The following is a 23,539-nucleotide window of genomic DNA, read 5'->3' as shown; positions in this document are numbered from 1 at the left end:
GGAAAACATGAACCTGTTCTCGCTAAAATCACTCGCCGTCACGGTGGTCCTGCTGATGTCAGGGTCCGTGTCAGCGCAGTATGTGTGGCTCGATGCCAAAGGAACCAAACAATTTTCCGACAGACCGCCACCGGCATCGATACCACGCACAGCTATCCTGAAAGAGCCCGTAGCAGAGCTGCCTACCCGAACTGAAACGACTTCCGACGACCCGGACACAGATAAGCCAGTCGCACCATTGAGCACCGCAGAGCGCAATGCAGATTTCCGGAAACGCCGGATGGAACAAGCTGACATCGACAAAAAAGCGAGCGACGACAAAACCGCTGCAGCAGAAAAAACAGCCAATTGCGGGAGAGCCAAGGCGTATCAACGCACTCTGGAAGACGGCATGCGTATCAGCAGCGTCGACAAGAACGGAGAGCGTTACACGATGAACGATGAACAGCGTGAAGCCGAAATGCGCACTGTCCGGAAGTTAGTCAGCGATTGCCGCTAGGCACAGGTGCGTGCTCAGCCTGACTTGGCCCGCTTGCGCCGGGACTCTTTGGGATCGGCCAGCAACGGCCGGTACAGCTCCACCCGATCGTGCTCGCGCAACACGGTTTGCGGCGTTTTCAGTTTGCTGAAAATACCGACCCGATGCTGGCCAAGATCGATATCCGGCATCGCCAAGCGCACCGCTTCGGCGATGGTGGTGTCAACGGGGACATTGAGTGACACCAGCCGTTGCTCGATGGGCGATGCATAGCAGACCTGCACCGGCATCAGCGATTCAGCCATAGACCACCTCGGCACGCTTGCAAAATGAATCGACAAAACTGTTGGCGATGATACTGAAGACCGGCCCGATGACACCCTCGATCAACCGGTTTGAAAACTCATAGTGCAGCTCGAAATCGATCTTGCAGGCATCGCTGCGCAATGACTTGAAGGTCCAGGTTCCGTCGAGCAATTTGAACGGACCATCGACCAGTTTCATCGTCATCAGGAACGGTGGCTGATTGGTATTTTCGGTAGTAAAAGTTTGCCGGATGCCGTGATAATTGATGCTCAGGGTTGCTGTCAGCTTGTTGCCTTCCCGCGAGCGCACTTCAACGCCACCACACCATGGCAGAAATATGGGATAGTCTTCGACCTTGTCTACCAGTGCGAACATTTGTTCGGCGCTGTAGCCCAGCAAAACGGATTTGTGCACGACTGCCATTATTTGATCCGTTTGATAAATTCAATAGTCCGAAATTCTAACCGACCGCACCGATCTTTACCTCATGACCATAGTTGATAACAGAAAAGCATTCCACGATTACTTTGTCGAAGAGCGTTTCGAAGCCGGACTCTCGCTGCAAGGCTGGGAAGCCAAATCGATTCGTGCCGGCCGCGTGCAGCTCAAGGAAGCGTACGTCATCGTACGCGGTAATGAAGTGTTCCTGTTCGGTGCGCACATCAGTGCCCTGACCTCGACATCGACGCACGTTCATCCGGAAGCGACGCGCACCCGCAAGTTACTGCTGCATGCCGCTGAAATCAAGAAGATGATCATCAAGGTCGAGCGCTCCGGCTACACGCTCGTACCCATCAACCTGCATTACGTAGGCGGGCGCATCAAGCTTGAAGTGGGTCTTGCCAAAGGCAAGAAGCAGCACGACAAACGCGCCACCGAGCGTGACCGCGATGGTCAGCGCGAAGTCGCGCAGGCAATGAAGACGCATCGCCGCTAGTCGGATGGTGTGAGCTTAGTCGGTGCAATGCCCTTCGGTTATTGCACCGCACGCCTTGAGGCGGCCCCCTGAAACTGAACCTGTCAAACCTTCTGCTGCGATTTCACTACCTGCATCGCGCCGGCAATGAGGCCACTGATGTCGCTGAGATTGGCCGGTACGATGATCGAATTGTTGGTTTTGGCCAGTTGCGAAAACGCCGCTACATACTGCTCTGCCACCCTCAGATTGACCGCATCGGAACCACCGGGCTCCAGAATCGCCGACGAGGTTTGGCGTAACGCGTCGGCATTGGCTTCGGCCAGCGCCACGATCGCGGCGGCCTGTCCCTGGGCGCGATTGATCGATGCCTGCTGGTCGCCTTGGGACCTGGCAATTTGTGCTTGACGTTCGCCATCAGCAATATTGATCTGCTCTTGCCGGCGACCTTCCGATGCCGCAATCAGCGCCCGCTTTTCCCGCTCGGCCGTAATTTGTGCCTGCATCGCGAGCAAGATTTCTTTCGGCGGAGTCAAGTCCTTGATCTCGTAGCGCATGACTTTCACGCCCCAGTTCGCAGCTGATTCATCGATGGCATTGACGATCGCGATGTTGATTTGTTCGCGCTCCTCGAAGGTCTTGTCGAGCTCCATCTTGCCAATCACCGACCGCAGCGTGGTTTGCGCCAACTGGGTAATCGCAAGAAGGTAATTCGACGAACCATACGATGCCAGCTTGGGATCGGTGACCTGAAAATACAGGACGCCGTCGACCTGCAACTGCGTATTGTCCTTGGTGATACAAACCTGCGGCGGCACATCGAGCGGGATCTCTTTCAGGATGTGCTTGTAGGCGACCCGATCAATGAACGGAATCACAATATGCAAACCCGGCGCGAGTGTCGCGTGGTACCTGCCTAGTCGTTCGATGACCAGCGCGTGCTGCTGCGGAACGATATTGATGGTCTTCATGACGAAGACCACCGCCAGAATGAAAAGGATCAGGGAGACGCTGCCGAAACTCAATTCCATGGATTACCTCTTTGGTTGTGAAAGCGCTTGTGAATGATTCTTTTCCGAAGGCATTGCGACGAGCAGACAGCTGCCGCGAATTTCTCTGATCTCGTGCACGCCAGCTTGCGCAACACCGGCGCCGATGTATTCAACATCCCACAGCGCGCCGCGATACCGTGCCCGCGCAGTCGAGCGACCACCGACAGGATGCTGCCACTGGTCGATCGTGATCATTTGTCCGACGTCAAGATTGATGTTGGGGTCGCGCGCCGCAACAACGCGACTGCCCTTGCCCAGCTTGCTGCGATTGAGCGCAATCGTCGCACCCACCCCCACTACGCCAGCGACCAGAAATTGCACCGGCGTGTCCAGACCGGCATAGGCTGCAATCGCACCAGCTGCCGCACCGACAGCAATCATTAGCAAATAAAACGTACCAGAAAATATTTCCAGCGTAACCAGCACGCCTGCGACAGCCATCCACATAATCCATTGCGTCATGATTGTTCCCTCCGAAAAAAAACCCCGGTAGCCGCAAAGCTCCGGGGTTAACTGTCATATTGAGGCATTTTCCGAAATCGGTAGCTGCTTTAATTTGACGATGACTGCGCTTTTCAGGCCGGCTTGTTCAGCGCTGCCAGTTTTTGCCAGGTATCGATGACCGAATCAGGGTTGAGGGAGATCGATTCAATACCTTCGAGCATCAGCCATTCGGCGAAATCAGGATGGTCCGAAGGCCCCTGACCGCAGATACCGATGTACTTGCCCGCTGCGCGACACGCCGCAATCGCTTTCGACAACAACGCACGCACCGCAGGATCACGTTCGTCAAAATCGGCCGCCAGCAATTCCATGCCGGAGTCACGATCCAGACCCAGGGTCAGCTGGGTCAGGTCGTTCGAGCCGATCGAGAAACCGTCGAAGTACTCAAGAAACTGCTCAGCCAGAATCGCGTTCGATGGCACTTCGCACATCATGATCAGGCGCAAACCATTTTCACCGCGCTTGAGGCCATTCTTGCCGAGCAGGCTGACGACTTTTTCAGCTTGTCCGAGCGTACGCACGAACGGCACCATGATTTCGACGTTGGTCAGGCCCATGTCGTTACGCACGCGTTTCATGGCCAGGCATTCCATCTCGAACGACTCGGCAAAATCCGCCGACAGATACCGTGCCGCGCCGCGGAAACCCAGCATCGGGTTTTCTTCATCGGGCTCGTAACGCGAACCGCCGATCAGCTTCTTGTACTCGTTCGACTTGAAGTCGGACAAGCGCACGATAACTGGCTTAGGCCAGAAAGCGGCAGCAATGGTCGCCATGCCTTCGGCCAGCTTGTCGACATAAAACGCCTTCGGTGAAGCATGACCACGCGCAACGGACTCGACGGCCTTCTTCAGGTCGGCATCAATATTCGGATACTCGAGAATCGCTTTCGGATGCACGCCGATGTTGTTGTTGATGATGAACTCAAGACGCGCGAGACCAACACCGTTGTTCGGGATCGACTGGAAGTCAAAAGCCAGTTGAGGATTGCCGACGTTCATCATGATCTTCAGTGGCAGCTTCGGCAGTTCGCCGCGCAGCACTTCGGTGATTTCGGTTTCGAGCAAGCCGTCATAAATTTTGCCTTCGTCACCTTCGGCACAAGAGACCGTGACGAACGTACCGTCCTTCAGAATCTCGGTCGCGTCACCGCAACCAACCACGGCAGGCACGCCCAGTTCACGCGCGATGATCGCGGCATGACAGGTGCGGCCACCACGATTGGTGACGATGGCGGCAGCGCGCTTCATGACCGGCTCCCAGTTCGGGTCGGTCATGTCGGCAACCAGCACGTCGCCCGGCTGGACACGTTCCATGTCGGCGGCATCGTGAATTACGCGAACCGGACCGGCACCAATTTTCTGGCCGATTGCACGACCGTGGACCAGCACCGTGCTGCTGCCCTTGAGCTTGAAACGCTGTTGAGCGTCGGTCGCTTTTTGCTGCGATTTCACGGTTTCAGGACGCGCCTGCAGGATGTACAGCTTGCCGTCGCGACCGTCTTTGCCCCACTCGATGTCCATCGGGCGGCCGTAGTGCTTTTCGATAATGACCGCGTACTTCGACAGCTCGACGATTTCATTGTCATCCAGCGAATAGCGATTGCGCATTTCGATGGGGACGTCAACGGTCTTGACCGAGCGGCCAGCTTTCGCTTCGCCGGTAAATTCCATCTTGATCAGTTTTGATCCGATGTTGCGGCGGATAATAGGCAGTTTGCCCATTTCCAGCATTGGCTTGTGCACATAGAATTCGTCCGGGTTGACGGCACCCTGCACGACGGTTTCACCGAGACCGTAGCTTGACGTGATGAACACGACGTCACGGAAACCGGATTCGGTATCGAGCGTAAACATCACACCGGCAGCACCGAGGTCGGAACGCACCATGCGCTGCACGCCTGCCGACAACGCGACTTCAGCGTGGGTAAAACCCTTGTGGACGCGGTACGAAATTGCGCGATCGTTGTACAGCGATGCGAACACGTGCTTCATTGCTTCGAGCACGTTGTCGATGCCGACCACGTTCAGGAAAGTTTCCTGCTGACCGGCGAACGACGCATCGGGCAAGTCTTCGGCGGTGGCCGATGAGCGCACGGCAAACGACATTTCGCTGCTCGAGTCGGCCACGAGTTGCTGGTAGAACGTATCGATCTCGGCTTGCAGACGCGGCTGGAATGGCGTCTCGACGATCCATGAACGGATCTCGGTGCCGGCCTGTGCCAGTGCGCGGACATCATCGATATCCAGATCGACCAGACGGTCGGCGATGCGCTGGGCCAGCGGTGCGCCGCCGTTGTCGCTGTAAGAAAGAAAATCACGGAAGGCCTGGGCCGTCGTGGCAAAGCCACCCGGAACCCGGACACCGGCGCCAGCAAGCTGGCTGATCATTTCGCCCAATGAGGAATTTTTCCCGCCGACCGAATCGACATCCGTCATGCGCAAATTTTCAAAAGAAACGACGTAACTCGTATCTGCAGTTGCTCCGGTTTGTGCTGCGTTAGTCATGACAACCTCTACTTGATGATAAGAAATCTGCACGTGCGTCGCGTTGGCCTTTACACTTTGTTTTTTTCTTTCGGCCAACCGGTGACAAGTTTGGCGGCCATTTTAACCGCTGCCATCGGATTTGACTTCAGCAACCTGCTTTTCTCGTACTCAAATAACCATGAACTCACCCGATCTCACGCCGCAACAGCTCCGCGCAATCGACCGCACCGTCTTTTTTGTTTCGGACGGTACCGGGATTACTGCTGAAACTTTTGGCCATGCAGTGCTGACCCAGTTTGAACTGCGTTTTCGCCAGATCCGGATGCCCTTCATCGACACCGTCGAAAAAGCACACGCTGCCGCGCAGCGGGTCAACGAAGCCTTCAAGCTCGAGGGCAAACGCCCCATCATTTTTTCCACGCTGATCAAGCCCGAGCTGTCAACAATCATTGCGCAATCGAACGGCATGGTCATGGACCTGATCCAGACCTTCGTCAAGCCGCTGGAACTGGAGCTGGGAGCGAAATCGACCCACACGGTCGGACGCAGCCACAACATCGCCGACTCCGACGATTACAAGAACCGCATCGAGGCGATCAATTTTTCGCTGGCGCATGATGATGGCCAGTCGCACAAAAACCTGGCCATGGCTGACGTGATCCTGGTCGGCGTCTCGCGTTCCGGCAAGACACCGACCACGTTATATCTGGCCATGCAATACGGCGTCAAGGCGGCCAACTATCCACTGATCCCGGAAGACTTTGAGCGTGGCAAGCTGCCAAGCGGTTTGCTGCCTTACAAGGCCAAGATTTTTGGCTTGTCGATTGCGCCGGACCGCCTGTCGGAAGTGCGCAATGAACGCCGTCCGGGAAGCAAATATGCCGCGATCGAAAACTGCCGCTACGAAATCAATGAGGCTGAAGCAATGATGCGGCGCGAAGGTATTCGCTGGATGTCATCAACTGCCAAGTCGATCGAAGAAATTGCGACGATGATCTTGCAGGAAATCAAATCGGACAAGCGCGCCTACTGATCTACTGGGGTCACCTACCGCCCTTGCAGGACCTGATCTCACAGGTGACGCTGGGACCGCAGGGGAAGGTGCGTGGAGAATGCCGCGCAACACGGCTGGCCGAGGTCAGTTTTGTCCGGGATGCGCGGCGACGTTTGCCTGACGACGCCAGCAAGATCAATGCGCCATCCGGCAAAATACTAGATCCAACTAACGAACCGCAGTAGGATGAAATTCCGAGATTTTTTTGAGGTCGAAAATGGGAACAGCACAACACTTCAGCATCACGTTACCGAGCGACATGGCCGACGCGATCAAATCCAAGGTTGCCACTGGCGAATATGAAACGGAGGGCGACGTCATTCGAGACGGATTAAGAACGCTGATGGCCCGCGACCGGGCAATCGATCTATGGCTGGACAACGAAGCTGGTCCGGCATATGACGCTATCAAAGCGGATCCGACACGTGCCATCACGGTTGGCGAAGTTCGAGAAAGCCTGGCTTTGGAACTAAAGAAAGCTAACCCCGAACGTTAATGGATCATGTCGTTATCTTCACGCCAGAAGCACGACAACAACTTGTCGCCCTGTTTAGATATATCGCTGTTGCAGCCTCACCTGCAACAGCCGAGCGCTACACCGGCAACATCGTGTCCTATTGCGAAAGCCTGGCCACCTTCCCCTATCGAGGCAGGGAACTTAACGAGGTGAGACCCGGCCTGCGCGTCACTCATTACAAAAAACGGACAGTCATTGCTTTCGATATCGATGGGAGAGTCATCACGATAATTGGTATTTTTTACGGCGGGCAGAACTACGAAGAGGCATTGAAAAAGTAGCACTGTGCATCCACTTCAACACGCTCAAGCAATCCCTTGATGCAGCGACGGTGCTAACCGGCGACTGGTACCCACCAACCCGGCAACTAGAAATCCACATGACGTTGCGGGTGTGCTGCATGCGGACCCAGCAGCAAAGTCATTGCGCGCCCCGCTGCCTGACCTGCTCGAAAAAGCACACCGCCGCACACGCCGCGACATTCAACGACTCCATCGCGCCGAGATGCGGAATGGCTACCTGATGCGTGGCCAGTGCCAGCAAGGACTGTTCGACGCCCTGCCCTTCATGGCCGAACAACCAGGCGACCGGTTGCGTCAGGTCAATGTCATAGACCCGCTGCGGCACATGGGAGCTGGTGGCCAGCACCGGGACAGTGGCATGACGCACGACCTCGGCAAGGTCGACGTTCTCGAATATCTTCAGCAGGAAGTGCGCACCCATGCCGGCACGCAGTACTTTTGGCGACCACGCGAATGCAGTACCGGGACTGCAGAATACGTATTCGATCCCGGCTGCAGCTGCGCTGCGCAGGATGGACCCCATGTTGCCGGGGTCTTGCAAGTTATCGAGCAAGACGGCGGAGCCAGCGAGCGCGACCGGCATGACCAGTTGCGGCGTCTCGACAACGAACAGTAATCCCACGCCATGTTCGACCTGGCTGATGGCCTGATACAGCGGATCGGGCAGGACGATGCATTGCACCCGCCCGGCTTCGCATTGCATCAGTAGCGGCACCACTTCCTGATTGACGGTTGCAGTCTGACTGACGACGCACAGTTGCGGCATACCCAGATGCTGCAAATAAGCTTCGCACAGATGCACACCATCGAGCAGCGTGCGACCCGCCTTGCGGCGCGCTTGCGAACTGGTGGCCAGTTGTTTCAATTCCTTGTAGAGCGGGTTGTCGCGTGAACTGATCGGCTTCATGCGTCGCCCTCCGCCAGCAAGCGCCGCACCGGCGCGTACGAGCGTCGGTGCACCGGCGAGACGCCGTGCAATCGCAAGCGTTCCAGATGCAGTGCCGTGGGATAGCCCTTGTGGCGATCAAACGCATAATCGGGATACGCGGCATGCAGCACCACCAGCGCCGCGTCACGCGCGGTCTTGGCGAGAATGGAGGCGGCCGAGATCGCATCGACCTTGTCATCGCCGCCAACAATCGCGATGGCACGCACCGTCATCACGGGACAACGGTTGCCATCGATGAGCGCCAGCGTCGGTGCGCTCGACAAGGTGTCGACCGCCCGCTTCATCGCCAGCAACGATGCTTGCAAAATATTGATCTCGTCGATTTCCTGATGCGAACATTCGGCAATCGACCAGGCCAGCGCATGCGCCTTGATCTCGATGGCCAGCGCATCACGGCGGGCTTCGGTGAGTTTCTTGGAGTCGCGCAAGCCGCGAATCGGATGGGCCGGATCGAGGATGACCGCCGCCGCAAAGACCGGGCCGGCCAGCGGACCACGGCCGGCTTCATCGACACCGCACACCAGTTCGCCGGGGTAGTCGTACAACGCAAGTGAAGCAGCGGTATTAGTCAAGGTAGCCAACAGTCAGGAGATTGAGGAAATTCAGGATAGGCTGGTCCGCGACTGATCGATCAGCGCCAGCACCGCATTGGCACTTTCACGCGAGGTATCGCGCAGCAGCGCATGGTGCATCTCGGTAAAGCGCTCGACCAGTCTCGCGCGGCCATTGACGTCATTGAGTTGCTGCCACAATGCATCGGCCATCGCCTGTGGTGTCGCTGCCTGCTGCAGCAGCTCCGGCACGACGAATTCCTGCGCGAGGATATTGGGCAGACCGACCCACGGCTGGTAACCCATGTGACGCATGATTTCCCATGATGCGCGCAACATCTTGTAGGCAATCACCATCGGCTTTTTGAACAGCGCGACTTCCAGCGAGGCGGTGCCGGAGGCAACCAGCACGACATCAGCGGCGGCCATCGCGACATGCGACTGATCGTAGAGCAACTGGATCGGCACTTCGGACAAGCCAGCCGCATCGACCAATTCGGTAAAGTACCGACCCTGCGCCAGCCCCGCCATCGGTGCCACAAAGCGGATCATCGGATCACGCTCCTGCAGCAAGCTTGCCGTCGCCACGAAAGCGGCGGCATTGTATTTGAGTTCCGACATCCGGCTGCCCGGCATGATGGCAACGACAGTCGCGCTCAGTGGCAACTTCAGCGCGGTGCGCGCAGCGACCACATCGGGCGTCATCGGAATGATTTCGGCGAGCGGATGGCCGACATAGGTGGCGTCAATGCCGGCATTGCGATAGATCGCTTCCTCGAACGGAAACACCACCAGCATGTGCGAGACCGCCTTTTCGATTTTCTTGATGCGACCACCGCGCCAGGCCCAGATCGACGGGCTGATGAAATGCATGGTCGGGATGCCGGCTTTTTTCAGATCGGTTTCCAGTCCGAGATTGAAATCCGGCGCATCGACACCGATGAAGACCGACGGCCGTTCGGCCATCAGCCCGGCACGCAGCGAATTGCGGATCGTGGTGATCTCGCGATAATGCGCCAGCACTTCAAACAGGCCGCGCACCGACAGTTTTTCCATCGGCCAGTCGCTGGTAAAACCATACTCGGCCATATGCGGACCGCCGATACCGTGCATCCGCGCTTCCGGCAATTGCGGACGCAATCCGGCGAGCAAGCGACTGGCCAGCAAGTCTCCCGAACTTTCACCGGCGACCATCGCAATGACGGTGCCGGAAGGATCAGCGGACGATGCCACGGCTGGTATTTTCAAGGAATTGGCGCAGCAGGACCAGTGACGGCAAACAGTCAGCAGCGACGTTGGCTTCTTCGGCCAGCAGCGCCTGTTTTGCCTCCTCCATCGTCAAGCCGGATTTATAAATCAGCTTGTACGCGTGGCGGATCGTACTGATTTGCTCGCGACTGAAACCGCGGCGCTTGAGACCTTCGATATTGATGCCGTGCGCGGCAGCGGGATTGCCGGACAACATGACGAACGGTGGCACATCCTGTGTCAGGCTGGTACTCATGCCGACCATCGCATGCGCGCCGACCTTGCAGAACTGGTGGACATTCGAGAAGCCACCCATGATGGCCCAGTCACCGACCTGCACGTGTCCGGCCAGTTGCGCGTTGTTGGCAAAGATCGTGTGGTTGCCGATCTGGCAGTCGTGCGCCAGATGGACATAGGCCATCATCCAGTTATCGTTGCCAAGACGGGTGACGCCCACATCCTGCGCAGTACCGATATTGAAGGTACAGAATTCGCGGATGACGTTGCGGTCACCGATCTCCAGCCGGGTGGGTTCGCCTGCATACTTCTTGTCCTGTGGCGCGGCACCGATCGATGAAAACTGGAAAAACGTGTTGTCGACACCGATGCGGGTGTGGCCGTCAATGACCACGTGCGGACCGATTTTGGTACCGGCACCGATCTCCACACCCGGACCGATGATCGAATACGCGCCCACTTCAACCGTGCTGTCGAGCACGGCATGGGCATCAATGAGCGCCGTCGGATGAATCCGCGTGATCATTAGCCGGTCACCGGTGCGACATCATCGTTGGTATTACGCATCGTGCACATCAGCTCGGCTTCGACCGCAAGCTGACCATCAACGGTGGCGCGGGCCTTGTACTTCCAGATGCCACGGGTATGACGGACGATCTCGACATCCATGCGGATCTGGTCACCAGGCACCACCGGGCGCTTGAAGCGCGCACCGTCGATACCGAGGAAATACACGATGCTGTTTTCATCGGGCTTTTGTCCCAGCGACAGGAACGACAGCAACGCAGCGGTCTGCGCCAGCGCTTCGATCATCAGCACGCCAGGCATGACCGGCTTGTGCGGAAAATGGCCATTGAAGAACTCTTCATTGGCGGTAACGTTCTTGATCGCGGTGATGGTCTTGCCGGATTCCCAGGTCAGTACCCGGTCGACCAGCAACATCGGATAACGGTGCGGCAGGTAGAGTTTGATCTGATTGATATCGAGGCTATTCATTATTCTTTTCTGTCAGCGATTTGACGGTTTTTTCAAGAGTGCGAATTTTCTCACGCATCGTGCCCAAATTACGCACGATAACGGCAGTTTTTTCCCATTCGGCGTTTTTTGCCAGTGGGTAAAAACCGGTGTACTGGCCCGCTTCCGAGATCGAACGCGTGACCAGACTGCCTGACGAAATATGGACTTTGTCGGCAATTGTCAAGTGGCCGAGCACCATCGCGGCACCACCGAACGTGCAGTATTTTCCGATGACGGCGCTGCCGGCAACCCCGACGCAACCGGCCATCGCCGTGTGCGCACCGATGTGGCAGTTGTGGCCAATCTGGATCTGGTTGTCGAGCTTGACGCCCTCTTCGATGATCGTGTCGGCCAGCGCACCACGGTCGATGCAGGTGTTGGCACCGATTTCGACATCCTCGGCAATCAGTACACGGCCGGTCTGCGGGATCTTGATCCAGGCCCCGCCTTCATTGGCAAAACCGAAGCCATCGGCACCGATCACTGCGCCCGAATGAATAATGCCGCGGGCACCGATCTGGCAGCGTGCCTGGAACGTTACCCGTGCATGAAAGTGCGTGCCGGCACCAATGTGTGCGCCACGCCCAATGAAGCAACCGGCTTCGAGAATGACTTGCTCGCCAATGACGGCATCGGCTTCGATGACGACGTGTGGTCCGACGTGCGCGCTCGCCGCGACATGCGCCGAAGGATCGACGCACGCGCTCGCGTGAATGCCAGCCAGAAATGGCGTTGCATCAAGCGCGGCAAACAACTGCGCCACGCGGGCGAAGTACGCATAGGGATTGTCGGTGACGATACGGCTGCCGGCAAATTCACTGCCCAGCAACGCGTGGGCCGCCGGTGACAGGATCATCGCAGCGGCCTGCGTGGTGGCAGCGCTGGCGCGCAACTTGGGATTGGTAAGAAAAGTGATGTGCTCGTTGCTGGCATCATCGAGCGGCGCGATACCGCTGATGCGCAGTCCGGCGTCACCGATTAATTGGCCGCCCAACCGGGCGACCAGGTCAACCAGGTACATGGGCATGGCGGCCTTTCCTGAAAAATACTGTTTCGAATGCGTGATCTTTGCTGCCTGTTATTTGTTCAGGGCTTTCAGCACCTTGTCGGTGATGTCGATGCGCGGACTGGCGTAGACCGCGTCCTGAAACACGATGTCATATTTTTCGGCTTCGGCAATCTGCTTGATGACGCGCGTCGTGCGTTCGAGTACCGAAGCCAGTTCTTCGTTCTTGCGCTGGTTCAGGTCTTCGCGGAATTCACGCTGCTTGCGCTGAAAATCCTTGTCGAGATCGGTCAGTTCGCGCTGACGCTTTGAACGCTCCGGCTCGGCTATCAAGGCGACATCCTTGTCAAGCTTGTCGGACATTGTCTTGAGTCGTGCAGCGACTTCCTGCAGCTCTTTGTCACGCTTGGAAAACTCCTGATCGATCTTGACCTGAGCCGCCTTCGCCGGTGTTGCTTCCCGAAAAATGCGTTCGGTGTTGACGAAGCCGATCCGGGATTCCTGTGCCTGCGCCTGCGATGCCAGACACACTGTTGCGATGACAGCAAGACGAAGGGCGGTGAACAATGGTGTCGGTAACTTCAAAGGGATTCTCCGCAATGCAAAAATGGATGATGCCAATGTCCGGTCAGAAACCCTGGCCAAGTTGGAACTGGAAACTTTGCTGACGGTCATCCGGTTTTGCATTGAGCGGCTTACCGTAACTCAAGCGCAGCGGACCAACCGGTGAAACCCAACTGATACCGATACCCACCGAATAGCGCAACTCCGACGCCTGAATTTTTTGCTGGTCAGCAAAGACGTTACCGCCATCGAGGAAGGTGTACCACCGCAAACTGCGATCGGCACCCGATCCCGGGAACGGGAACTGCAATTCAGCATTCAGGATGACCCGCGACGCGCCACCCAGCGGGTCGCCGTTGAGCGCTTTTGGTCCGAGTGACGAGCTGTCATAACCGCGCACCGAACCGATACCACCGGCATAGAAGTTCTTGAAAATCGGATAGGCTTTGCCGCCATAGCCGCGACCATAGTCGAGCTCGGCATTGGTCGCCAACGTGATGAAACGGAACAGCGGCTGGAAATACTGATGCTGATAAATCGCCCGGAAATATTTCAGATCGCCAAGCGGTGCAATTTCAAGATTGGCGCGCTGGTAGCGGCCGGCCGATGGCGACAACGCACTGTCGCGGCTGTCACGCTGCCATGCGATGGTCAGCGGAACACTGTTGGTGGTGGCGTTCGTGCCATCACCGAAGTTACGCACGTAGGTCTTGTAGAGCTCGGGACTGTCGTTGTGCAGCGGATCGCCGGTAAAAGTTTCGACCCGGGTACGTTCCAGACCGGCACCGAAAAACACCGTATCCAGTTCCGAAAACGGTACGCCGAATTTGATGTTGGCACCAAGCTGCTGAACCCGGTAGTCGCCGGTATTGATATCCGGTGGACGCGTTGTGCGCAGGAAGGTTTCGTAGCTGCGACTGATGCCGTCGTCGGTGAAGTACGGATCCGATTGCGATAGCGCGATGGTGCGATTGCGCTTGCTGGTGTTTACATCGAGACCTACGGTGGTGCCGCTGCCGAACGCGTTGGCTTGCTGGATCGAACCGGTCAGCGTCAATTTCTCGCTGCTCGAAAAACCGGCACCGATCAGGATGTTACCGGTTGGCTTTTCAACGACGGCCATATTGATATCGACCTGGTCGGTCGTGCCGGACACTTCGGGCGTGTCAATGGTCACTTCCTTGAAATAGCCAAGGCGGTCAACCCGGTCACGCGACAGACGGATTTTCTGGCCGTCATACCACGAGTTTTCAAACTGACGGAATTCACGACGGACCACTTCATCGCGCGTTTTGGTATTGCCCGCAATGCTGATCCGGCGCACATAGACCCGCTTGCCGGGATCGATCAGAATCGTGAAGGCGACTTCTTTTTTTGCCCGATCAATTTGCGGATTGGCGTTGACGTTGGCGAATGCGTAGCCAAAGTTACCCATCCGTTCCGAAATTTTCTTGACGCTTTCGGTCAGCTTGTCACCGGCATACAGTTCGCCTGCCTTCAGCGTCATCAAGCCGCGCAGCTCTTCTTCGCGACCGAATGTTTCCCCTTCGATCTTGAGCGACGACACCGTGTACTTCTCGCCTTCGCTGATGTTGATCGTGATGTAGATGTCTTTTTTGTCGGGGGTGATCGAGACCTGGGTCGACTCGACCTGGAATTCAAGATAGCCACGATTGAGGTAAAACGACTTCAGTGCTTCGATGTCGCCGGTCAGCTTTTGCTTGGAATACTGATCCGACTTGGTGTACCAGGTGAACCAGCCCGGGGTGCTCAAGGCAATGCGACTGCGGATTTCGCTATCGCCGAACGCCTTGTTACCGACCACGTTGATCTGGCGAATACGAGCGGTCTCGCCTTCGTCGACGGCAAACGTGATGTTGACGCGGTTGCGTTCGACCGGTGTCACGGTGGTGGTGACCAGCACACCATACAAGCCGCGGCCGAGGTACTGACGCTTGAGTTCCTGTTCAGCGCGATCGACGAGTGCCTTGTCGTACGTGCGCGATTCGCCCAGACCGATGTCCTTGAGTGCCTTGTTGAGCTGGTCCTTGTCGAATTCCTTGATGCCGGTAAAGTCGACAGCGGCAATCGCTGGCCGCTCTTCGACCAGCACGACAAGCACATCGCCCTCCGCCTCGATACGCACATCCTTGAAGAAGCCGGTGGCATACAGCGCCTTGATGGCGGCCGAGCCTTTGTCATCACTGAAGGTTTCACCGACACGCACCGGCAGATAGCTGAACACCGTACCGGCTTCGGTACGCTGGATGCCTTCGACACGAATATCCTTGACGATGAATGGTGCGACTGCCAATGCCTGCCCGGAACACAGGGCAAACGCAGCAAGGGCGATGAGGCGACGAGGTGAGGCTGGCAGGGCGTAGAGCGCGGAATGTAATTTCATTGGCTATGGTTGTGTTCAATACAGAGTTCAATACTCTTGGCAGGACGTGTCGGATCAGGAAACCAGACGGACGATATCGTTGAAGACAGCAACCATCATTAACGTCATCAACAGGCCTATCCCAAGACGCTGACCGAGCTGCCCTACCCGCTCGGATACAGGTCGACCGGTCAAAACTTCCACCGAATAGTACATCAAAAGACCCCCATCCAAAACCGGGATCGGCAGCAGATTCATCACTCCCAGACCAATGCTGATGGCAGCAATGAATCCCAAATAGGTGATCAGACCGATCCGCGCAGTTTGGCCGGCATAGTCAGCAATCGTGATCGGACCTGAAATATTCTTGATGGAGGCCTCGCCCGTAATCACTTTGCCCAACATCTTGAGTTGCAGGATGGCGCTATCCCAGGTTCGCACGACTGCCTGGGATACGGCTTGCAGCGGCGCGGCGCGCAAGGTCACCATCTCGATGCCACTGGCGATCTCGACCTTGATCTGGCCGATCGCCTTGCCGTCACGAACGATGCTGGCGGGTGTCACGTTCACCGACAGTTGTTCGCCGGCGCGCAGGAGCGTCAGGTTCAATGCCATCGCCGGAGAGGCGCGAACCAGATTGACGAAGGCGTCGCCATCAGCGATCGCCTTGCCATCGGCAGCAAGGATTCGATCGCCCGGTTGCAGGCCGGCTTGCTGGCCCGCGCCACCGGATTCGACATGACCGAGCGTGGCTTGCGAGCGCGCCAAAGCCAGACCCAGCTTGCCGACGAAGTCGCCCTCAAGATCATCGGCACCCAATGCGCTGGAAGGAATCGTCGCGGTGCTGAAACGCTTGCCACCGGATGGACCCGCATTGGCGCGTTCGAGCTCCAGTTTTGCCGACGTTTTTTCGATCGACAGTTGCACCAGTTGCCAGCGCAGATCGGACCAGCCCTGTACTGGTTTGCCATTGATCGCCGTGACCAGCTCGCCGCCCCGCACACCCGCCTGAAAAGCGACCGTCTGCTCGGCCGGCGCACGCAGGCGTGCCGCAGGTTCCGGCACACCGTACACATACAGCCCGGCAAAAATCAGGATCGCCATCAGGAAATTCGCAGCAGGCCCGGCGGCCACGATGGCGATGCGTCGCCAGACTGACTGGTTGGTGAATTCTCGCTTGAGGTCTTCGGCACTGAGCTGGACATCGGGCTGCTCGCGCTTGTCGAGCATCTTGACGTAACCGCCAAGTGGCAATATCGAGACGGCCCACTCCGTCTGGTCCGGCCCGAATTTGCGCGAATAAATTACTTTTCCCATGCCCACTGAAAAGCGCAATACCTTGACGCCGCACAAACGTGCAACCGAGTAATGGCCGAGTTCATGGATGATGACCAGTGAACCAAGCGCGACCATGAAGGCGAGGAGAGTTTGTAGAAAGCTCATGATGTCAGGAAAGAGTTAGCCAGTTGGCGGGCGTGCCGGTCCTGATCGAGCAGACCGGCGATGTCCGCGACCGCCTCGAATGAAGCGGCATGCATGACCCGGTCGATCAACTGGTCAATCTGGCGGAACCCGATGCGCCCGTCGAGGAATGCCTCGACAGCCACCTCATTGGCGGCATTGAGTACCGCGGGCGCGCTGCCTCCCGTGGCCAGGGCATCATACGCCAGCTTCAGGCAAGGAAAACGCAGCAAGTCGGGCTGACGGAATTCCAACTTCGCCAGCTGTGTCAAGTCCAGCGGTGCGACACCGGAACTGATGCGTTCCGGATAGGCCAGTGCATGGGCAATCGGCGTACGCATGTCGGGATTGCCCAGTTGTGCCAGGACCGACCCGTCCAGATACGACACCATCGAATGGATCACGCTTTGCGGATGGATGACGACCTCGATGCGATCATGTGTGGCACCAAACAGCCAGTGCGCTTCGATCACTTCCAGTCCCTTGTTCATCATCGTCGCCGAGTCGACCGAGATCTTGCGACCCATGACCCAGTTCGGATGGGCCACGGCTTCATCCGGCGTGACCAAATCGAGTGTCTCGACAGCGCGATCAAGGAACGGGCCGCCCGACGCCGTCAGCACAATCCGGGCGATGCCATGGTGGTCGAGATTGCGCTGGTAAGGTTGCGGCAGGCATTGAAAGATCGCATTGTGTTCGCTGTCGATCGGCAGCAAGATCGCACCGCTGGCCGCGATCGCATCCATGAACAATTGGCCCGACATCACTAATGCTTCCTTATTGGCGAGCAGAATTTTTTTGCCGGCGCGGGCTGCTGCCAGTGTCGGCGCGAGACCTGCGGCACCGACGATCGCCGCCATCACGGTATCGCAACCGGCACCGCTGGCGACTGCGCAGAGCGCCGCTTCGCCATAGCTGACTTCGGTGCTGACGCCATCGGATTTGAGCAGCGCAGACAGTTCCTGCGCCGCCGCCGCCGTACCAACGACCGCGACATCGGGACGGAAACGCGCGCACAGTCCGGCCAGTTCAACGACTTTGGTGTGCGCCGTCAATGCGTGGATTCGGTAACGATCCGGATGGCGCGCGATGACGTCAAGGGTGGAAATCCCGATTGAACCCGTGGCTCCGAGTAGCGTTATGTTTTGCATCCGTTCCTTCGGTAAGTCGTTATGGTCAACAGCGTCGGTACACCAGCGCCGCTCAGAGCCAGTAACCAATCAGCACCGCCAGCGGCAGCGTCGGCAATAACGCATCAATGCGGTCAAGCACGCCGCCGTGACCAGGCAGCAGGTTGCTGCTGTCTTTCATGTCGGCGCGCCGCTTGAGCTGGGATTCAAACAAATCACCCACAATACTGGCACCAACAAAGACGACCAGCACGCCAACCAGCCCGGCCCAGCCCCAACTGGTTTGTACGTGCACAGCAAAGGTATCGGCTAGCGCGGGAACAAATACCGAACTGCTCGCCAGCACGATGACCGCGAGGCAACCGCCAGCGGCACCTTCCCAGGTCTTGCCAGGAGAAATCGATGGGGCGAGCTTGTGTTTGCCGAATGCCTTGCCTGAAAAATAGGCACCGATATCAGCGATCCAGACCAGCGTCATCACTGAAAACAGGTACAGCGGTGACCAGCTATACAGCACCGCGACCGCCAGAAAACAGCCCAGCAGGGCGATGCCGTAGACCAGACACAGCAGGCGATTGCCGAACCCGTCCAGTGCCGGCAAACCTAGCTTCAGAGAGGGCATGAAGCGGATCGCCCACAGCGCTACGCAGAGTCCGAAGAAGACTTTCTGATTGACGAAGCGTGCGTTGAGCATCAGGAACAGGAACAGCATCGTCCATAAAACCGCACCGACAAGTGCGCGCTTGCTACCAAACAGCCGCAGTGCTTCCCAGCTGGCTGCCGCAAAAAATGCAGCCATCATCAGCAAGAACAATTCGGGAGATTTCGACAGCACGACAAGCAGCAACATGGCCAGCAAGGCCACTGCTGTGATGACACGGGTCTTGAGCATTAGGACGCCTTTTTCTGCTCAACCAGCTGTTCGCTGGTACGACCGAAACGACGCTCGCGCTGCTGGTACGACGTGATGGCCAGCTGCAATGCGGCAGCGTCGAAATCGGGCCAATAGCTGTCAGTGAAATACATTTCGGAATAGGCCAGTTGCCACAACAGGAAGTTCGACACGCGTTCCTCTCCCCCGGTGCGGATGAACAGATCTGGCTCCGGAGCATAGGCCATTGACAGAAATGGAACAAGATCGTCTTCGTTGAAATCAGTGCGACCAGGCTGCTCGGCCACCAGCTGGTTCATTGCCTGCATGATGTCCCAGCGCCCGCCGTAATTGGCGCAAATCGTCACGGTAAGACCGGTATTGCCAGCGGTGCGCCGCTCTGCGCTGTTGATCATGCCGCGCAACTTGTCATCGAAACGACTCAAGTCGCCAACCACTTTCAGACGAATCCCGTTGGCGTGCATCTTGGCGACTTCGCGATCGAGCGCAGTGACAAACAGCCGCATCAGCAGCGACACTTCGTCAGCCGGCCGACGCCAGTTTTCGGAACTGAATGCGAACAGGGTCAGGTACTCGACGCCGCCACGCGCACAGGCCTCGACCGTGCGACGCACTGCTTCCACGCCCTTGACGTGACCGGTCACACGCGGCAAAAAGCGCTTGGTAGCCCAGCGCCCATTGCCGTCCATGATGATGGCAATGTGGCGGGGAGTCACGGAAACCAGAGGAACCGCTGCAGTGGAACTGAGATGCGTCGTCATGGCTCACTTGGAAGTAAAAAAAAGAATCTGGCAGGCTGCGGGCTATACCGTCAGCACTTCCTTTTCCTTGTCGACAACCAGCTTGTCGATTTCAGCAACAAACTTGTCGGTCAGTTTCTGGACTTCGTCCTGGGCACGACGCTCATCGTCTTCCGAGCATTCCTTGTCCTTGAGGATTTTCTTCAGGCTCTCGTTGGCATCACGACGAATATTGCGGATCGCAATCTTGGCATCTTCTGCTTCGCTCTTGACCAGCTTGACCATTTCCTTGCGGCGCTCTTCGGTCAGTGCTGGCGTTGGCACGCGAATCAGGTCGCCCTGGGTTGACGGGTTCAGGCCGAGGTCGGCGTCGCGAATGGCTTTTTCGACGACCGATACCATTTTCTTTTCCCAAGGCTGAACACCGAGGGTGCGGGCATCAACCAGCGTGACATTGGCTACCTGGGTCAGCTGGGTCGGATTGCCGTAGTAATCCACCATGATGTGATCGAGCATACCGACGTGGGCACGGCCGGTACGGACCTTGGCGAGATCCGTTTTCAGGGTATCGATCGACTTGTGCATGCGTTGATCGGTATTTTTTTTGACGTCAGCGATAGTCATGCGGTTCTCCTGTGCTTGCTAAGGGAATGAGTGGGATCGGGAAATGTTCGGTACGGATCAGAGATGGACCAGCGTGCCTTCGTCAGCACCCATGATGACGCGTTTGAGCGCACCCGGCTTGGTGATCGAGAACACCTTGATCGGCAGTTTCTGGTCACGGCACAGCGCAAAAGCGGTCGCATCCATCACTTGCAAATGCTTGGAAATCGCCTCGTCGAACGTAATCGTCGTGTAACGCGTGGCGCTCGGATCCTTTTTCGGATCAGCGCTGTAGACGCCATCGACTTTCGTCGCTTTCAGCACGATCTGGGCACCGATTTCGGAACCACGCAGCGCAGCCGCCGTATCGGTCGTAAAAAACGGATTGCCGGTACCGGCCGCGAAGACGACGATCTTGCCTTCTTCAAGGTATTGCAATGCTTTCGGACGGACGTAAGGCTCGACGACCTGCTCGATGCTGATCGCCGACATCACGCGTGCGACGATGCCAGCCTGACGCATTGCATCGGCCAATGCCAGCGAGTTCATGACCGTGGCCAGCATGCCCATGTAATCGGCCGTCGCCCGGTCCATCCCCTGGGCACCGGGTGCAACACCACGGAAGATGTTACCGCCACCGATAACAATGGCAAGCTCGACGCCGAGCGCCGCTACTTCGGCGACATCGGCCACCATGCGCTCGATGGTTGCGCGGTTGATGCCGTAGGCATCGTCGCCCATCAGGGCCTCGCCGGAAAGCTTCAACAACACGCGCTTATAAGCTGGTTGGGTCATGAACAGAACTCCTGTTGTGCTCTCGCAAGCGATCTCACTGGGTGGGTAAGCGAATCTGGTTACGCGCCATTTTCAGTCCAAACTGATGGAAAATCCAGTCCGCTGTCAGCACGATCACATCCGACGGGTGGAACCACTGACTGGCTCCGGGAGCGCCTGACAAAAAAACCTGACGACCTGCGCTGACCGACACTATTAACCATCAGTGACAGACCAGTCCAGCCTTCTTTGTCTGGCGTTCCCTGCAACGGACACACCGCCCGTTGCAGGAAGCAAAAACGGGCTTCGCAGCCCGCTGTCTGATTTACGCCTGCTTTGTTGCAGCGGCGACTTGCGCGGCGACTTCGGCTGCGAAATCATCCTGTTTCTTTTCAATGCCTTCGCCGACCACAAACATCTTGAACGACTTGATCGAGGCACTGTTGGCCTTGAGCATTTGTTCGATGGTTTGCTTGTCATTCTTGACGAAGGTCTGGTTCAGCAACGAGACTTCCTTCAGGAACTTCTGGATCGAACCTTCTACCATCTTGGTCACGATGTCAGCGGGCTTGCCTGATTCGGCAGCTTTCAGTGCGGCAACCGAACGCTCTTTTTCGATCAGGTCAGCTGGCACTTCATCCGACGACAGCGATACCGGCTTCATTGCGGCGATGTGCATGGCGACATCTTTTCCGACCTGGTCATCGGCCGCATCGAATTCGACAGTGACGCCGATCCGGGTGCCGTGCAGGTAGGATGCCAGTTTGGCGCTGGTGTCGAAACGCTCAAAACGGCGAATCGACATGTTTTCACCAATGCGACCAATCAGGGTAGCGCGCTGTTCTTCAACGGTCTTGCCATCGAGTGGCAAGGCCAGCAACGCAGCCACGTCGGCCGGGTTGTGCAGAGCAACCAGTTTTGCGCAGGCATTGGCCAAGGCAATGAATTCGTCGTTCTTGGTGACGAAGTCGGTTTCGCAATTGACTTCAACCATGGCACCGACTTGTCCGTCCATGTACGCGGTGACAACGCCTTCGGCGGTCACACGCGACGCAGCTTTCGAGGCTTTGCCGCCCAGTTTGACACGCAGAATTTCTTCTGCCTTGACTGCATCGCCACCGGCTTCGGTCAGCGCCTTCTTGCATTCCATCATTGGCGCATCGGTCTTCGCGCGCAGTTCACCCACCATCGCTGCTGTAATTACCGTCATCACTATCTCCTGGCATAAGGGAGGCCACATTGGGCGTCCACAATTGAATGGTGCATAAATTTACTCGAAAAAAAGGAGCAAAAGACTTTGCCCCTTTTTATGAAGCTCAACTATTCAAACGACTACTCAGGCTTGCTCGCTCACTTCAACGAAATCGTCGCCGGTCTTGACCGCTTCGACGACATCGGCCAGGGAACTGGCACGGCCTTCAAGAATCGCATCAGCGACGCCGCGGGCGTACAACATGATCGCTTTTGACGAGTCATCGTTACCTGGAATGATGTAACTGACGCCTTCTGGCGAGTGGTTGGTATCAACCACGCCGATGACCGGGATGCCCAGCTTGGCGGCTTCGGTGATCGCGCCTTTGTGGTAACCGACGTCGACAACAAAAATGGCGTCAGGAATGCCGCCCATATCCTTGATACCGCCGATGGATTTTTGCAGCTTGATCATTTCGCGCTCAAACATCAGGCCTTCTTTTTTGCTCAGCTTTTCAACTGAACCGTCAGCGATCGATGCTTCCATTTCTTTCAGGCGCTTGATCGATGTCTTGATGGTTTTGAAGTTGGTCAACATACCGCCGAGCCAGCGCTGATCAACGTAAGGCATACCGGCGCGTGCTGCTTCGGCTGCGACGATTTCGCGTGCCTGGCGCTTGGTACCGACCATCAGGATGGTGCCGCGGTTCGATGACAATTGCTGGATGTACTTCATTGCATCCTGGTACATGGCCAGGGTTTTTTCGAGGTTGACGATGTGGATCTTGTTGCGATGACCAAAGATGTACGGTGCCATCTTAGGATTCCAGAAACGGGTTTGGTGACCGAAGTGGACGCCGGCTTCCAGCATTTCGCGCATTGTTACTGACATGGTATTTTCTCCAGGGTTGGGTCTGGAGTCCGCTCAGTGATCTGGCTTGCAACACGCATGATGCCTGTGCTGCAACTCAAACACCCTTGTGGAACGGACTCGCGATTTTTGCTACTTGACTGCTATCCCGAGGCGGATACCGCAAGATAGTCCGAGAGTGTACTCGAAAACATAGGCAAATTTCAAGAGACTGACAACTATTCCCTGACGCTGCAAGGACGGTGCCTGTGCGCGTCGACTATAATCATGCTCACCATCAGGTTTGCTAGAGAAAGGCAACGTT

Annotated in this window: 26 protein-coding genes; 5 read left to right on the top strand and 21 right to left on the bottom strand. The window is 57.0% G+C overall.

The genetic code is table 11. The features are described from left to right. Window positions 1-7 precede the first annotated feature (7 nt). Entirely contained in the window at window positions 8-499 is a 492-nt protein-coding gene (locus QN370_RS02630; protein WP_322125586.1) for a DUF4124 domain-containing protein, read from the top strand. Window positions 500-513: 14 nt separating this feature from the next. Here QN370_RS02630 and QN370_RS02625 read toward each other — a convergent pair whose 3' ends face one another. Then, the gene (locus tag QN370_RS02625; RefSeq protein ID WP_322125585.1) at window positions 514-783 is read right to left on the bottom strand and encodes an RnfH family protein; all 270 of its coding nucleotides are present in this window, start codon (window positions 781-783) and stop codon (window positions 514-516) included. Further along, window positions 776-1,207, bottom strand: coding sequence for a type II toxin-antitoxin system RatA family toxin (locus QN370_RS02620; protein WP_322125584.1), 432 nt, complete (start codon window positions 1,205-1,207; stop codon window positions 776-778). Before QN370_RS02620 ends, QN370_RS02625 begins: the two co-directional genes overlap by 8 nt. Window positions 1,208-1,271: 64 nt before the next feature. Between QN370_RS02620 and smpB the strand changes: the two genes are divergently transcribed. Then, a complete protein-coding gene (smpB, locus tag QN370_RS02615) occupies window positions 1,272-1,721 on the top strand; it encodes an SsrA-binding protein SmpB (RefSeq protein ID WP_322125583.1) in 450 nt (149 codons plus the stop codon). Window positions 1,722-1,804: 83 nt separating this feature from the next. Here the strand turns inward: smpB and QN370_RS02610 are convergent, their stop codons facing one another. The 3 genes from QN370_RS02610 to ppsA all read right to left on the bottom strand — a co-directional run bounded on the left by QN370_RS02610 (window position 1,805) and on the right by ppsA (window position 5,763). Further along, a complete protein-coding gene (locus QN370_RS02610; RefSeq protein WP_322125582.1) occupies window positions 1,805-2,731 on the bottom strand; it encodes a stomatin-like protein in 927 nt (308 codons plus the stop codon). A 3-nt stretch (window positions 2,732-2,734) separates the two neighbouring features. After that, window positions 2,735-3,214, bottom strand: coding sequence for an NfeD family protein (locus QN370_RS02605; protein WP_322125581.1), 480 nt, complete (start codon window positions 3,212-3,214; stop codon window positions 2,735-2,737). Window positions 3,215-3,327: 113 nt separating this feature from the next. Next, window positions 3,328-5,763, bottom strand: a complete 2,436-nt coding sequence (gene ppsA, locus QN370_RS02600) for a phosphoenolpyruvate synthase (RefSeq protein ID WP_322125580.1) — start codon at window positions 5,761-5,763, stop codon at window positions 3,328-3,330. Window positions 5,764-5,923: 160 nt separating this feature from the next. Here ppsA and QN370_RS02595 point away from each other — a divergent pair, with 160 nt between their 5' ends. The 3 genes from QN370_RS02595 to QN370_RS02585 all read left to right on the top strand — a co-directional run bounded on the left by QN370_RS02595 (window position 5,924) and on the right by QN370_RS02585 (window position 7,597). Beyond that, the gene (locus tag QN370_RS02595) at window positions 5,924-6,778 is read left to right on the top strand and encodes a pyruvate, water dikinase regulatory protein (RefSeq protein WP_322125579.1); all 855 of its coding nucleotides are present in this window, start codon (window positions 5,924-5,926) and stop codon (window positions 6,776-6,778) included. A 238-nt stretch (window positions 6,779-7,016) separates the two neighbouring features. Further along, window positions 7,017-7,295, top strand: coding sequence for a type II toxin-antitoxin system ParD family antitoxin (locus QN370_RS02590; RefSeq protein WP_322125578.1), 279 nt, complete (start codon window positions 7,017-7,019; stop codon window positions 7,293-7,295). Further along, window positions 7,295-7,597, top strand: coding sequence for a type II toxin-antitoxin system RelE/ParE family toxin (locus tag QN370_RS02585; protein ID WP_322125577.1), 303 nt, complete (start codon window positions 7,295-7,297; stop codon window positions 7,595-7,597). The genes QN370_RS02590 and QN370_RS02585 overlap by 1 nt, the downstream gene beginning before the upstream one ends. Before the next feature lie 139 nt (window positions 7,598-7,736). Here the strand turns inward: QN370_RS02585 and QN370_RS02580 are convergent, their stop codons facing one another. The 16 genes from QN370_RS02580 to rpsB form a co-directional block, all read right to left on the bottom strand. Continuing rightward, window positions 7,737-8,525, bottom strand: coding sequence for an RNA methyltransferase (locus QN370_RS02580; RefSeq protein ID WP_322125576.1), 789 nt, complete (start codon window positions 8,523-8,525; stop codon window positions 7,737-7,739). Further along, window positions 8,522-9,139 (bottom strand): ribonuclease HII, encoded by a 618-nt coding sequence (rnhB, locus tag QN370_RS02575; RefSeq protein WP_322125575.1) that lies wholly within the window; start codon window positions 9,137-9,139, stop codon window positions 8,522-8,524. Before rnhB ends, QN370_RS02580 begins: the two co-directional genes overlap by 4 nt. Before the next feature lie 30 nt (window positions 9,140-9,169). Continuing rightward, window positions 9,170-10,351, bottom strand: coding sequence for a lipid-A-disaccharide synthase (lpxB, locus tag QN370_RS02570; RefSeq protein ID WP_416172092.1), 1,182 nt, complete (start codon window positions 10,349-10,351; stop codon window positions 9,170-9,172). Then, window positions 10,335-11,126: an acyl-ACP--UDP-N-acetylglucosamine O-acyltransferase gene (gene lpxA / locus QN370_RS02565; RefSeq protein WP_322125857.1), complete on the bottom strand. Its 792-nt coding sequence runs from the start codon at window positions 11,124-11,126 to the stop codon at window positions 10,335-10,337. The genes lpxB and lpxA overlap by 17 nt, the downstream gene beginning before the upstream one ends. A 2-nt stretch (window positions 11,127-11,128) precedes the next feature. Next, window positions 11,129-11,599: a 3-hydroxyacyl-ACP dehydratase FabZ gene (gene fabZ, locus QN370_RS02560; protein WP_322125574.1), complete on the bottom strand. Its 471-nt coding sequence runs from the start codon at window positions 11,597-11,599 to the stop codon at window positions 11,129-11,131. Further along, window positions 11,592-12,647 carry a UDP-3-O-(3-hydroxymyristoyl)glucosamine N-acyltransferase gene (lpxD, locus tag QN370_RS02555; protein ID WP_322125573.1) on the bottom strand — a complete coding sequence of 352 codons (1,056 nt, stop codon included), beginning with the start codon at window positions 12,645-12,647 and terminating at the stop codon, window positions 11,592-11,594. The genes fabZ and lpxD overlap by 8 nt, the downstream gene beginning before the upstream one ends. Before the next feature lie 51 nt (window positions 12,648-12,698). Beyond that, window positions 12,699-13,211 (bottom strand): OmpH family outer membrane protein, encoded by a 513-nt coding sequence (locus tag QN370_RS02550; RefSeq protein WP_416172091.1) that lies wholly within the window; start codon window positions 13,209-13,211, stop codon window positions 12,699-12,701. Between the two features lie 43 nt (window positions 13,212-13,254). Further along, a complete protein-coding gene (gene bamA / locus QN370_RS02545) occupies window positions 13,255-15,594 on the bottom strand; it encodes an outer membrane protein assembly factor BamA (RefSeq protein ID WP_322125572.1) in 2,340 nt (779 codons plus the stop codon). Window positions 15,595-15,648: 54 nt separating this feature from the next. Next, on the bottom strand, window positions 15,649-17,016 hold the full coding sequence (gene rseP, locus QN370_RS02540) for an RIP metalloprotease RseP (protein WP_322125571.1): 1,368 nt from the start codon (window positions 17,014-17,016) through the stop codon (window positions 15,649-15,651). Beyond that, window positions 17,013-18,185: a 1-deoxy-D-xylulose-5-phosphate reductoisomerase gene (gene ispC, locus QN370_RS02535; RefSeq protein ID WP_322125570.1), complete on the bottom strand. Its 1,173-nt coding sequence runs from the start codon at window positions 18,183-18,185 to the stop codon at window positions 17,013-17,015. The genes rseP and ispC overlap by 4 nt, the downstream gene beginning before the upstream one ends. Before the next feature lie 52 nt (window positions 18,186-18,237). Further along, window positions 18,238-19,056: a phosphatidate cytidylyltransferase gene (locus QN370_RS02530; RefSeq protein ID WP_322125569.1), complete on the bottom strand. Its 819-nt coding sequence runs from the start codon at window positions 19,054-19,056 to the stop codon at window positions 18,238-18,240. Next, window positions 19,056-19,817 (bottom strand): polyprenyl diphosphate synthase, encoded by a 762-nt coding sequence (uppS, locus tag QN370_RS02525; RefSeq protein WP_322125568.1) that lies wholly within the window; start codon window positions 19,815-19,817, stop codon window positions 19,056-19,058. Before uppS ends, QN370_RS02530 begins: the two co-directional genes overlap by 1 nt. Before the next feature lie 42 nt (window positions 19,818-19,859). Beyond that, window positions 19,860-20,420, bottom strand: coding sequence for a ribosome recycling factor (frr, locus tag QN370_RS02520; protein WP_322125567.1), 561 nt, complete (start codon window positions 20,418-20,420; stop codon window positions 19,860-19,862). Between the two features lie 57 nt (window positions 20,421-20,477). After that, the gene (gene pyrH / locus QN370_RS02515; RefSeq protein ID WP_322125566.1) at window positions 20,478-21,194 is read right to left on the bottom strand and encodes a UMP kinase; all 717 of its coding nucleotides are present in this window, start codon (window positions 21,192-21,194) and stop codon (window positions 20,478-20,480) included. Window positions 21,195-21,498: 304 nt separating this feature from the next. Next, window positions 21,499-22,383 carry a translation elongation factor Ts gene (tsf, locus tag QN370_RS02510; protein ID WP_322125565.1) on the bottom strand — a complete coding sequence of 295 codons (885 nt, stop codon included), beginning with the start codon at window positions 22,381-22,383 and terminating at the stop codon, window positions 21,499-21,501. 126 nt (window positions 22,384-22,509) lie between these two features. After that, complete coding sequence (rpsB, locus tag QN370_RS02505; protein ID WP_322125564.1) at window positions 22,510-23,256, bottom strand: 30S ribosomal protein S2; 747 nt, start codon at window positions 23,254-23,256, stop codon at window positions 22,510-22,512. Between the last annotated feature and the right edge of the window lie 283 nt (window positions 23,257-23,539).

It is taken from the genome of Actimicrobium sp. CCI2.3 (genome assembly GCF_035019065.1).
GTDB lineage: Bacteria > Pseudomonadota > Gammaproteobacteria > Burkholderiales > Burkholderiaceae_D > Actimicrobium.
Note: the sequence above shows the minus strand (reverse complement) of the source record. Positions and strands in the feature narration are given on the sequence as shown.